Consider the following 12,213-nt stretch of genomic DNA (forward strand, 5'->3'; position numbering starts at 1 on the left):
CTTCCCGCCGCCGCGCTCAAGGCATCGCCGCAGGCAGGCCCAGGCGCGTCTGCAGCTCGCGCAGGCGCTGGCGCAGCGCAGTCACTTCCTCGATCAGGTCTGCCGTCAGTGCGGCCAGCTCGGGGTCGGCGTCAAAAGTGGATTCCAGGCGTGCCAGCCGCCGCGCGCGCACCACGCTCGCGCTGCTGAACCGCCAGTGCCCGCCGGCCTGCTCGCCTTGCAGCAAGCCGGCCTCCAGACGCTCCACGACCCAGTCGGGGCCCATGCAGCAGGTGCGCGCCAGGTCTTCCAGCGTGAGGCGGGGCTGCTCGTCCAGCAGCTCGGCCAGGGCATGATCAACAAATGGGGGCGTGGGCATGCTCAGGCTCCTTGCGTAGAGGGCTTGCGGGGCTGGAATTGCGGGAAGGCCTGCGCGAGCGCGCGGTAGGCCTGCTGCTGGGCCTCGTTGGTGGCGGGGGGCAGGGCCACGTGCAGTTCCAGGTACAGGTCGCCGGGCGTGGCGGCGGGAATGCCGCGCTCCTTCAGGCGCAGCTTGCGGCCGGGTTTCCAGCGCGGCGGCACGGTCACTTCCACGGTGGCGCCGCCGGGTGTCTGCACCTCGACGGGGCCGCCCAGTTCGGCCTCCCAGGGCGCGAGGGTGACGGACTGGTACACGTCGCGGTCTTCGGCGCGCCAGCGTGCGTCGGGCTTGAAATGCACCTCCAGGAACAGGTCGCCCGCGGGCGCGCCGCCCAGGCCCGGGCCGCCCTGGCCGCCCAGGCGGATGAGTTGGCCCTCCCGCACCCCCTTGGGGATGTTCACCTGCAGCTGGCGTTCTTCATTGACCAGGTGGCCGCTGTCGTCCAGCCGCGCACCGCGCAGCGTCAGCGTGCGCTCGGCGCCCAGGTAGGCATCGCGCAGGTCCAGCTCGATGCTGGCGTGGTGGTCGCGCCCGCGCTGTGGTGAGGTTCTGCCGCTTCCATCATGGGCCGACGGGCCCGCGTGCCGGCTGCGCTGGGCGCGGGCGGCGCGGCCGAAGAGCTGCTCGAAAAAGTCGCTGAACTGCGCCGCGTCCATGCCCTCGGCGCCGGGCGTGCCGGTGAACTCGAACCCTGCATCCCAGTTCGGCGGCGGGCGGAAGTCCTGCCCCGCGCGGTGCGGTGCCTCGCGGCCGAGCGCGTCGTAGGCGGCGCGCTTCTCCGGGTCCGATAACACGGTGTTGGCCTCATTCACCTCGGCCATGCGGGCCGCGGCATCGGCCTCCTTGCTCACGTCGGGGTGGTACCGGCGCGCGAGCTTGCGGTAGGCCTTCTTAATGTCGGCGGCAGTGGCGTCGCGTGCCACGCCGAGGATCTGGTAGTAGTCCTTGAACTCCATGCGTCCCTCCATGCATGGCCGGCCCGCAGTGGGCGCGGCCTTGAGGTTCACAGAGTGGAGTCGATGTCCCGGAAGGTCAAGGGGTCGTGCAGGATTGCTATAAATTAAATAGCTCTTGGCGCTTGCTAGATAAGCGCTAGAGGTACTTTTGTTTCAAACTTTGCACGGTGGACCGAGAAGAACGCCTTCACGTTGCGCACATTGGCGTCCTGCGTGAATAGCCGCTGCGACAGGGCCAGGTAGCCCGGCATGTCGCGCGTGTGCACGATGAGCACGAAGTCCGGCCCCGGCGAGACACGCCAGCATTGCTGGACCTCGTCTTCGGCGACGGCGCGGGCCTCGAACGCGTCCAGGTGCTCGGCACCCTGGCGGTCCAGTGCAACCTCCACAATCGCAGCCAGCCCGTGGCCCTGCAGCGCGGCCAGGCGGTCGGGCTGCAACAGCGCCACCTGCCGCTCGATCAGGCCCAGGGTGTGCAGCCGCCGCACGCGGCGCAGGCAGGTGGGTGGTGAGACATGTACCTGTTCTGCCAGAGCTTGGTTGCTGAGGGAGGCGTCGCGCTGCAGCAGGTCCAGCAATTGCAAATCCACGGCATCCAGCGAGGAATCAGATTCCATCAAAGTGTGCTTTATGAAGAAATATTTCTTAAATTATGACGGAAGAAATTTTTGTTCATATGCCATGAAAAACAGATCAAAAATTTCTGGAGAGGCCGCCTAGCATCTCGCCCATTCTTTCATCGGAGCAGTATTTATGTGCGGCATCGTCGGCGCGGTATCCACCCGCAATATCGTTCCCATCCTGGTGCAAGGCCTGCAGCGGCTGGAGTACCGCGGCTATGACTCCTGCGGCGTCGCCGTGCACGAGGCGAGCCTGGGCGAAATGCCCGCGGGTGGCCTGCACCGTGCGCGCAGCACTGCCCGCGTGGCCGAATTGCTGGCGCAGGTGAACCATGAACACCTCCAAGGCGCCACGGGCATCGCCCACACCCGCTGGGCCACGCACGGCGCCCCCGTCGTGCACAACGCCCATCCCCACTTCAGCCACGGACCCGGTGCCGCGCCGGCGCAGGCAGAGCGCCCCGGCCGCGTCGCGCTGGTGCACAACGGCATCATCGAGAACCACGAGGAGTTGCGCGCCGAGTTGCAGGCGCGCGGCTACGTGTTCTCCAGCCAGACCGATACCGAAGTCATCGCGCATCTGGTGGACAGCCTGTACGACGGCGACCTGTTCCAGGCCGTGCGCGCGGCGACTGCGCGGCTGCACGGCGCATTCGCCATCGCCGTGATCCACAAGGACGAGCCGCACCGCGTGGTGGGCGCGCGCGCGGGCTCGCCCCTGGTGCTGGGTGTCGGTGAGGGTGAGCACTTCCTGGCCAGTGATGCCATGGCCCTGGCTGGTGTGACCGACCAGATCGTGTACCTGGAAGAGGGCGACCTGGTGGACCTGCAACTGGGCCGTTACTGGATCACCACGGCCGATGGCCAGCCGCTGGACGCCGGCAGCCGCCCCGTGCGCACCGTGCACGCACACAGTGGTGCGGTGGAGCTGGGGCCCTATCGCCACTACATGCAAAAGGAAATCTTCGAACAGCCGCGCGCCATTGCCGACACGTTGCACGGCCTGCAGGGCATCGTGCCCGAGCTGTTCGACGGCGTGGGCCAGCCCGGACAGCCGGGCGCGGCAGCCTGGCGTGTGTTCAAGGAGATCGACTCCGTGCTCATCCTCGCCTGCGGGACCAGCTACTACAGCGGCTGCACCGCCAAGTACTGGCTGGAGGGCATCGCGGGCATTCCCACCCAGGTGGAAGTGGCCAGCGAATACCGCTACCGCACCAGCGTGCCCAACCCGCGCACGCTGGTGGTGACCATCAGCCAATCCGGCGAAACCGCCGACACCCTGGCCGCGCTGCGCCATGCGCAGAGCCTGGGCATGCGCCACACGCTCACCATCTGCAACGTGGCCACCAGCGCCATGGTGCGCGAGTGCGAGCTGGCCTACGTCACCCGCGCCGGCGTGGAGATTGGCGTGGCGTCGACCAAAGCCTTCACCGCGCAGTTGGCGGGACTGTTCCTGTTGACCCTGGCGCTGGCGCAGTCGCGCGGGCGCCTGACCGAGGAGGCCGAGGGCAACTACCTGAAAGCCATGCGCCACCTGCCCGCCGCACTGCAGGCCGTGCTGGCGCTGGAGCCGCAGATCATCAGCTGGTCCGAGGACTTCGCGAAGAAGGAGAACGCCCTGTTCCTGGGTCGCGGACTGCACTACCCCATTGCACTGGAGGGTGCCCTCAAGCTCAAGGAGATCAGCTACATCCACGCCGAGGCGTACCCTGCGGGTGAACTCAAGCACGGCCCGCTGGCTCTCGTCACCAGCAGCATGCCGGTGGTGACCGTGGCGCCCAACGACGCGCTGCTGGAGAAGCTCAAGAGCAACATGGAAGAAGTGCGCGCCCGTGGCGGCGTACTCTACGTGTTGGCTGATGCCGATACCCATATCGACAGCAGCGAAGGTCTGCACGTCATCCGCATGCCAGAGCACTACGGCGCCCTGTCGCCGCTGCTGCACGTGGTGCCGCTGCAACTGCTGGCCTACCACACGGCCTGCGCGCGCGGAACGGATGTGGACAAGCCCCGTAACCTGGCCAAGAGCGTCACGGTGGAGTAAGGCCAAGCACACCGGCGGCGCGACGGTTGCCGCCGCCCGGTTGTGGTATTCCAACGATGCCTATCGCCGGCATCGGTGTTTCATTGGTGCAGCGAAAGCCGGGGCAGAGGATCGGCCCGGGTCGGGCGCGAACCGGCACGGGGCTTTCGGTTCGTTTTCAGTTCGCTCTCAGTTCGCCACGGTGAAGCGCAGGCCGCGGTGTTTCGCGGACTCTGCTTCATCCACCATGGCGACCGCGTAGTCCTCCAGCGAGATGTCGCTGGGCCCGCTATCGCCCATGATCACGGCATCGTTCGCGGTCCGGTACTGTCCGGTGCGGGTTCCCGGGTGGATCATGGGCGGAGGGCTCAGCACCGTCCAATCCACATCCGGTGTTTCGCGCAGCAGTTTCAGGGCTGCTCGGGCACCCTCGGCCGTCGCTTTCCATTGTTCAGGGAACGACGGTGTGTCGAGCAATTGCACGCCGGGCTCGACCTCCAGACTGCCCGCCCCGCCGACGACCAGCAGGCGGACGCCCGTGGCACGCGCTGCATCGATGATGGAGTGCATTCCTTTGAGGTAATAGCCATATACGTCGGAGTTGGCATGGCCACTGAATGCGCTGATCACGACGTCGTGCCCACGGAGAACCGCTCGCAATTGCTGAGAATCCAGGGCATCTGCGCCCTGAACCTCAAGGCCCTGCGCGGCGGGGAGTCTTGCGGGGTTGGACACGATGGCGGTCACGTGATGACCGCGCGAGAGCGCCTCTTGGCGGATGGCGGAGCCGATAAAGCCAGTGGCGCCGATCAGTGCGATACGCATGGAATGTTCCTTTCTTTGACCCGCGGATTCGGGATGCGGGGTCAATGATCCTCTTGCCGCATCGTCAGAAAAAGAGGACAAAAAGAACAATACTGGTATCTAATTCGAACCAATCATGCCATCCCCCGTGGGCGATCTCAACCTGTTGCGCGCTTTCCTGGCCGTCGCCGATGCGCGCAGCTTCACGGCCGCCGCCGAACGTCTGCACATTGCGCGTCCGCAGGTGAGTCTTCAGATTCGCCGTCTGGAGAACGTGCTGGGCGCGGCCCTGTTCCACCGTACGACGCGCACGGTTACGCTCACCGATGCGGGGCAACGGTTGTTCGAAGAAAGCGCGCCTCTCATGCAGGGGCTTGAGCAGGTGCTGCAACACGCCGGATCGCGTGGATCGGGTCTGCGTGGCCGCTTGCGTGTCAGTGCGCCTGTTGAATATGCCGTTCAGGTCATGTCGCCGGTGGTGGCGGAGTTCGCTGTCCGCCATCCCGAGGTCAGTTTGGAACTTGTGGTCAGTGACAAGGTGCAAGACCTCGTTGGCGAGGGCATCGACGTGAGCATCCGTGTGGGGTGGTTGCGCAATTCAAGCGCGCGGGTTGCGAAACTGGGGGAATTTGGGCAGGCGGTCCTGGCGTCACCCGAGTATCTGGCCCGCTGTCCGCGTCCGGAGGCTCCCGAGGACCTGGCGCATCACCGGTGGATCGCGCTGACCTTGCTGCCGGCGCCCCTCACATGGTCATTCACCAACGGGACAAAGGACATCACGGTGCGCATGGCGCCCAAGCTGCGCACCGATTCCGCTGTTGCCTTGCGCGCCTTGCTGCTCAATGGCGCAGGCGTTTCGGTTGGCAGTTTGCTTCACTTGGAGAGTGACATCCGCAGTGGAGCGCTGGTTCGGCTGCTCCCGGAATGGACATTGCCCAAAGGAGGCGTCTATGCCGTGTATCCGCCCGGCACAGCCATCGCACCTGCGGCGCGCGCCTTCGTCGAGCTTCTGAAGGGCGAAATGCTCCGGAGGGCTTGATGCAGGCCGCAGGCAAGAAGTGGGGGCACTGCGGCAACGCCCGGCAGCGTGGTCAGTAATGCGTGGATCGCCTGGGGTTCGGCCACAGGCGAGGAAGCACGGCGGGTGGTGGTGCGGCCTAGACGCTCAGCGACGTTCTGAATCCTCGCGCTGCGTAGTACGACTCGGCGCCGTTGTGGTACACGAAAACCCGGCCGTAGCGCCTGTCGCAAAAAAGCGCGCCACCGCGCTCGCGCACGTCTGGCGGGGTCCAAATCCAACTCGAAGTCTTCTGGTCGAAATCCTCTACCTCCTGTAGTGCGCGGTACTGCGCCTCTGTCAGCAGGGTGACGCCCATGGCCGCGGCCGCTTCGATGGCGCTGTTCTGCGGCTTGTGCAGCTTGCGGGCATGCAGGGCCTGTGCGTCGTAGCACAGGCTCCTGCGCCCGCTCGGGCTCTCCGCCGCGCAATCGCAGAAAAGGTAGGTTCCGTCCGCGGCGGCACTGCCGACGACGTCGGGCTCGCCGCCCGTTGCCTCCATGTCCTGCAGCGCCTTCAGTTTGTTGGCATTCAAGCGTTCATGGACATCGGCCCAGACGACGGTGGGGTGCCGGTGCATGTGGCTCTCGAACCGCTTTTTCAGCGTCTGGACAAGGACATCACGTTGTGCTGTTTTCATGTCTGCTCCTGGCAACGGCGCCTTCAGCGCCTGGGTGGTGGCTTGTTGCATCGTCAGCGGGCCCAAACGACGACGCATGGCATGTCCAGCAGCGACCTTTTTGAGCGCGAGCGCTGTGGGGTGCCAAACCCGAGTAGGCTGGCATAGACGTCACGGTTTCACGCCACCGGGCCGGTGCAGAGGTGGGCAAGCAGCCGTTTCACAACCGCACGGTGTGGGGGTGTCATCGTGTCCTTCATGTCAACTCCTTGGTCGGGGGCATGGCCAGGCTGAGGGGCCGTTGAAGCGGTTCTACTCCAGCAACGCTCTGCCTTACAGCGACGCCCGGAGGAAGGCAGGCCCTGCCTCAGGCCGGAAGTGCCGATAGGATTCTGTTCCGAAACGCATCGGATCGAACCTGTACAACAGGGGCGTGAGCCATTCACAGGAGAACCCCATGACCGTCAAAGCCTACGGCGCCTACGCGAGCGACCGCCCATTGCAGCCCCTGGAGATCGCACGGCGCGCGCCGGGCGCGCACGACGTGCAGATTGGCATTGCCTATTGCGGTGTGTGCCATTCCGACCTGCACCAGGTGCGTTCGGAATGGGCGGGCACGCTGTATCCGTGCGTGCCGGGGCATGAAATCGTCGGGCGCGTAGTGGCCGTGGGCGCGCAGGTGTCGGCGTTCCAGGCGGGCGACCTGGTCGGCGTGGGCTGCATTGTCGACAGCTGCCGGCATTGCCAGGATTGCGACGAAGGGCTGGAGAACTATTGCGGCCACATGGTCGGCACCTACAACGGCCCGACCGAGGACGCGCCCGGCCACACGCTGGGCGGATACTCGCAACAGATCGTCGTACATGAGCGCTATGTGCTGCGGGTGCGCCATCCGCAAGGGCAGTTGGCCGCGGTTGCTCCGCTGCTGTGCGCGGGCATTACCACCTACTCGCCATTGCGCCATTGGAAGGTGGGTCTGGGGCATCGCGTGGGTGTGGTCGGCATCGGCGGGCTGGGCCACCTGGGCATCAAGCTGGCGCACGCAATGGGGGCGCATGTGGTGGCATTCACCACCTCTGAATCCAAGCGCGCTGCGGCGCTCTCGTTAGGTGCGCACGAAGTGGTGGTTTCCCGTCATCCGCAGGAGATGGCCGCGCATGCCAACAGTCTCGACTTCATACTCAACACGGTGGCGGCGCCGCACGACCTGGATGCCTTCCTTCGCCTGCTGCGGCGCGACGGTGCGATGACGCTGGTGGGTGCGCCGGCGTCGCCCCATCCGTCGCCCAATGTGTTCAACCTCATCATGAAGCGGCGCACGCTGGCTGGCTCCTTGATCGGCGGCATTCCCGAGACCCAGGAGATGCTCGATTTCTGCGCGGAGCATGGCATCGTGGCGGATATCGAGTTGATCCGCGCCGATGAGATCAATACCGCCTATGAACGCATGTTGAAGGGCGACGTGCAATACCGCTTCGTCATCGACATCGCCACGCTGGCCGAATCGGCCGGGGCCTAGCGGCGATGGGGCGAGGGGCGGCGCGGTGCGCCGCCGGCACGCGGCTCCAGGTGGCGGAAGGTGATACGGCCCTTGGTGAGGTCGTAGGGGGACATCTCCAGCGACACGGTGTCGCCCGCAAGCACTCGAATGCGGTGCTTGCGCATCTTTCCGCCCGAATAGGCGATGAGGGTGTGTCCGTTCTCGAGAACTACGCGAAAACGGGAATCCGGCAGCACTTCGTCTACCTTGCCTTGCATTTCAATCAACTGCTCTTTATTGGACACGGAACTCCTTTGAGATCGACGGCAAGAGCCAGCATGGGCATGCCCTTGCCTGGGGGCCTGTGAGAGCACAGGCTGCGGAACGCGCCGGCCGTCCGGCGCGATAGACGAGGTATTGCCCGTCTTTTGCTGCGCTGGCGCGTTGCCACCTGCGGCAGTGAAATGAAGGGCCGTATGCGCGCTGCAGAACGCACAGTGCGGCGGATCACCGAGGGAAGGGGTAGGAAGCCGGCGCTTGCCGCTGCGGGGATCTGCTTCCCCGGGCGCGCGTAACGCGGGAAAGGATGGGAGTTTAGGACGATTACCTAACCCTTGCTGACCAGTGGTGGATTGGCCCTGCTGGCAGGTGCGACATAAGATCGCTAGAGGGATACGCTGCGGTGAAGACGTTGCCCTACAGGAGCAAGGGACCCGTTGCTCCTATCATCGCGCGGCAATGTTTACTCCACGTCACACATGACTGTCTCCAGTTCCGATGCTCGGCCCCGAACGGCCATCCGAGGGGGCATGCCCGTCCGCCTGATGGTGGGATTTGCTTTGGCGGCATTTGCCGCCCTGTTGATCGCCGTGCTCACCTACCGGTCCAACGACGAGCGCGCGAAAGCCGTGGACAATCTCAACGCGACGGTCGAACGGATCACGCAGATCCAGATGGTCTGGTCGCATTTGAAGGACGCTGAATCCGCCAAGCGGGGCTACCTGCTGTCGGGGCAGGAGCAGACGCTGGGCTTGTTCACCGTAGCCCAGGCGGCCGTGCCGGTGGCCCTGGAGAAGCTGCGCGGGATGACGCGCGGGAGTCTCTTGGAGCAGCAGCGCTTCGACCAATTGCAGGGGTTGGCCACCAAGCGCATGACCGAACTTGCGCACATCGTTGCGCTACAGCGCGAGGGCCGGCGCGAGGAGGCCCTGGAGGCCATGCGCGGCGACGGTCAGGCCACCATGGAAACCACCCGCACGCTGGTGCGCGAGATGCTCAACACCGAACAGCAGCAACTGCAGGCCCAGCGGGAGGTGTGGGAAGGAGCGTTTGGCATCTCGGCCTACCTGACGTGGGGCAGTGCCGCCGTGCTGTTGCTGCTGACCTGTGCGTCCGCGGTGATGACCATGGCGGAGTACCGCAGCCGCGAGGTCGAGAACTGGATCAAAGGCAACCTCGTAAGGCTGGGCACGCGGCTGCAAGGTGAGCAGCGCATCCATGACATGGCGGGCGCTGTCATCGGCTATCTGGCGACGGAGTTGGATGCCAGGGTGGGGGCCATCTACGTGACGCAAGGCCACGGCGTCTTCGAGCGCATGGGCGGCTATGCGCTGGCGCCCGACACCGGCCCTGCGGCCGTGCGGGCGGGAGAGGGCCTGCTGGGCCAGGCGCTGCAGAGCCGCACTCTTCAGCATGTGCGCCACGTGCCCAGCGGCTATCTGCCGGTGACCTCCGGCACGGGCCAGGCCACGCCCGCCGAATTGGTGATGATGCCCATCGTGCTCAATGGCGTAGCGCTCGCGGTGGTCGAGATGGGGTGGTTCCGCACGGTCGCTCCGCACGAGGTTGACTTCCTTGTGCGCGCCGGGGAGCAGCTGGCCCAGGCTGTTCGGGGCGCATTGGATCGCTCGCGCCTGGAGAGTCTGCTGGACGAGACGCAGCGCCAGGCGGAGGAGTTGCAGGCGCAGCAGGAAGAGCTGCGCGTCAACAACGAGGAACTGGAGCAGCAAAGCCGCATGCTGCAGGAGTCCCAAAACCTGATGCAGGCGCAGCAGGCGGAGTTGGAGCACAGCAACGCCCAGCTGGAAGCGCAGACCGAGCAGCTGCAGTACCAAAAGCAGCGCCTGCTGACTGCACAGGACGCCCTGGAGGCCAAGGCGCGCGATTTGGCGCAGGCCAGTCAGTACAAGAGTGAGTTTCTGGCCAACATGAGCCATGAATTGCGTACACCGCTGAATTCCAGCCTGATCCTGGCCAAGCTGCTGGCCGACAACAAGCAGCAGAACCTGACGGCGGAACAGGTCCGCTATGCGCAGACCATCCACAACGCTGGCACCGATCTGCTGAACCTCATCAACGACATCCTCGATCTGTCAAAGATCGAGGCGGGGCAGACCTCGGTCGAAATTGGCCAGGTGACGGTGGCCAAAGTGGTGGCGGGCGTGATGGAGCCGCTGCGGGCCCAGGCGCAGGACAAAGGCCTGCAATTCAACGCGGTGATGGAGCCGGGCGTGCCGGCATTCATAACCTCCGACGCGCAGCGCCTGGCGCAGATTCTCAAAAACCTGCTTTCCAATGCGCTCAAGTTCACCGCGCGCGGCGAAGTGACCATGCGCGTCTTCGCAGGAGACAACGACACGCTGTGCTTTGCCGTGCGGGATACGGGCATCGGCATCGCGCCCGACCAGCAAGAGCGCATCTTCGATGCCTTCCACCAGGCCGATGGCAGTACCCATCGCAAATACGGCGGCACTGGCTTGGGCCTGTCGATCTCCCGGGATCTGGCGCAGTTGCTCGGCGGCAGCATCGCGGTGCAGAGTGCGCCGGGCGAAGGCAGCGTCTTCACGCTGACCCTGCCCGTCACGGCGCCCCTTGTCGGCGATCCGGGCGAGCGTCCGGCAAAGATGCCAGCGGCGCCGGCGCTTGCCACGCGCGCGGCCGAACCACCGCCTGCGAGCCAGCCAGAGGCCCCGGCGGCAAAACCATGCGCCCCCGTGCACGTCGTGCCGGATGACCGGGCGCAGTTGGAACAGGGGCGTTACACCATCCTGGTCATCGAGGACGACCCGCGGTTTGCGCGCATCCTTTGCGACCTCGCGCATGAGATGGGTTTTCAGTGCGTCATTGCCTCGACGGGCAGCGACGGCCTGGCGGCGGCGCTGGAATACGGCCCCAGCGCGGTGGTGCTGGACATGAACCTGCCGGATTTCTCCGGCCTGGGCGTGTTGGACCAGCTCAAGCGCAACCCCGCCACGCGCCATATTCCCGTGCACGTGGTCTCGGTGGCCGACTACATGCAGGAGGCCATGGAGCGCGGCGCCATCGGCTATGCGCTCAAGCCCGTCAAGCGTGAGGAGCTGGAGCAGGCGCTGCTCCACATGCAGGCCAAATTCACCCAGAGCATGCGCCGCGTGCTGGTGGTGGAGGACGACGCGCGCCAGCGCGAGAGCGTGCGCCAGCTGCTGGCAACCGACGGCGTGGAGATCGTGGGCGCCGCCACCGCGCGGCAGGCATTGGACCTGCTCAAGGGCAGCACGTTCGATTGCATGGTGATGGACCTGCACCTGCCTGACCTGAACGGGTACGAGCTGCTGCAGCAGATGGCCGAGCAGGAAGAGGTGTCCTTTCCGCCCGTCATCGTCTATACCGGGCGCAACTTGTCGCGCGACGAGGAACAGCAGCTGCGCCGCTTCTCCAAGTCCATCATCATCAAGGACGCACGCTCGCCCGAGCGCCTGCTGGACGAAGTCACGCTGTTCCTGCACCAGGTGGAGTCCACCTTGCCGGACGACCGGCGCCGCATGCTGCAGCTGGCGCGCGACCGTGAGTCCACTTTCGAAGGGCGCACCATCCTGGTGGTGGAGGACGACGTGCGCAATGTGTTCGCGCTGTCCAGCGTGTTGGAGCCCACGGGGGCGCGCGTGGAGATCGCGCGCAACGGACGCGAGGCCCTGGAGGCGCTGGAACGTGCCAACGCCGCCGGCGAGAGCACCGTGGACCTGGTGCTGATGGACATCATGATGCCCGAGATGGACGGCTTTACCGCCATGGCGGAAATCCGCCGGCGCCCCGAGTGGCGCCGTCTGCCCATCATCGCCCTGACCGCCAAGGCCATGAAGGACGATCAGGAGAAATGCCTGGCCGCCGGCGCCAACGATTACATCGCCAAGCCGCTGGACGTGGAGAAACTCCTGTCGCTGATGAGGGTGTGGATGCCCAAGTGAGCGTGCGCCAGCGCGAGGACCCACGATATCG

At 65.6% G+C, this 12,213-nt stretch carries 10 protein-coding genes; 4 read left to right on the plus strand and 6 right to left on the minus strand.

Annotated elements, in window-relative coordinates:
- Positions 1–16: 16 nt before the first annotated feature.
- The 3 genes from QY917_RS16930 to QY917_RS16940 all read right to left on the minus strand — a co-directional run bounded on the left by QY917_RS16930 (position 17) and on the right by QY917_RS16940 (position 1,973).
- On the minus strand, positions 17–358 hold the full coding sequence (locus tag QY917_RS16930; RefSeq protein WP_011804091.1) for a chaperone modulator CbpM: 342 nt from the start codon (positions 356–358) through the stop codon (positions 17–19).
- Between the two features lie 2 nt (positions 359–360).
- A complete protein-coding gene (locus QY917_RS16935; RefSeq protein ID WP_012655629.1) occupies positions 361–1,356 on the minus strand; it encodes a DnaJ C-terminal domain-containing protein in 996 nt (331 codons plus the stop codon).
- 125 nt (positions 1,357–1,481) lie between these two features.
- A complete protein-coding gene (locus QY917_RS16940) occupies positions 1,482–1,973 on the minus strand; it encodes an Lrp/AsnC family transcriptional regulator (RefSeq protein WP_012655630.1) in 492 nt (163 codons plus the stop codon).
- Positions 1,974–2,109: 136 nt separating this feature from the next.
- Between QY917_RS16940 and glmS the strand changes: the two genes are divergently transcribed.
- On the plus strand, positions 2,110–4,020 hold the full coding sequence (glmS, locus tag QY917_RS16945) for a glutamine--fructose-6-phosphate transaminase (isomerizing) (RefSeq protein WP_123674975.1): 1,911 nt from the start codon (positions 2,110–2,112) through the stop codon (positions 4,018–4,020).
- A 168-nt stretch (positions 4,021–4,188) separates the two neighbouring features.
- Here the strand turns inward: glmS and QY917_RS16950 are convergent, their stop codons facing one another.
- Positions 4,189–4,824: an NAD(P)-dependent oxidoreductase gene (locus QY917_RS16950; RefSeq protein WP_123674976.1), complete on the minus strand. Its 636-nt coding sequence runs from the start codon at positions 4,822–4,824 to the stop codon at positions 4,189–4,191.
- A 115-nt stretch (positions 4,825–4,939) separates the two neighbouring features.
- Here QY917_RS16950 and QY917_RS16955 point away from each other — a divergent pair, with 115 nt between their 5' ends.
- Complete coding sequence (locus QY917_RS16955) at positions 4,940–5,842, plus strand: LysR family transcriptional regulator (RefSeq protein ID WP_012655633.1); 903 nt, start codon at positions 4,940–4,942, stop codon at positions 5,840–5,842.
- A 118-nt stretch (positions 5,843–5,960) separates the two neighbouring features.
- Here the strand turns inward: QY917_RS16955 and QY917_RS16960 are convergent, their stop codons facing one another.
- Positions 5,961–6,578 carry a DUF4256 domain-containing protein gene (locus tag QY917_RS16960; protein ID WP_302078063.1) on the minus strand — a complete coding sequence of 206 codons (618 nt, stop codon included), beginning with the start codon at positions 6,576–6,578 and terminating at the stop codon, positions 5,961–5,963.
- A gap of 358 nt (positions 6,579–6,936) precedes the next feature.
- Here QY917_RS16960 and QY917_RS16965 point away from each other — a divergent pair, with 358 nt between their 5' ends.
- Positions 6,937–7,998 carry an NAD(P)-dependent alcohol dehydrogenase gene (locus QY917_RS16965; RefSeq protein WP_123674977.1) on the plus strand — a complete coding sequence of 354 codons (1,062 nt, stop codon included), beginning with the start codon at positions 6,937–6,939 and terminating at the stop codon, positions 7,996–7,998.
- On the opposite strand, the gene infA is transcribed toward QY917_RS16965, so the two are convergent.
- Positions 7,995–8,264, minus strand: coding sequence for a translation initiation factor IF-1 (infA, locus tag QY917_RS16970; RefSeq protein WP_011804098.1), 270 nt, complete (start codon positions 8,262–8,264; stop codon positions 7,995–7,997). The genes QY917_RS16965 and infA overlap by 4 nt on opposite strands.
- 504 nt (positions 8,265–8,768) lie before the next feature.
- Here infA and QY917_RS16975 point away from each other — a divergent pair.
- Entirely contained in the window at positions 8,769–12,182 is a 3,414-nt protein-coding gene (locus QY917_RS16975; RefSeq protein ID WP_123674978.1) for a response regulator, read from the plus strand.
- Positions 12,183–12,213: the final 31 nt, after the last annotated feature.

Origin of the sequence: Diaphorobacter sp. C33, from assembly GCF_030503915.1 — a bacterium.
GTDB lineage: Bacteria > Pseudomonadota > Gammaproteobacteria > Burkholderiales > Burkholderiaceae_C > Diaphorobacter > Diaphorobacter nitroreducens.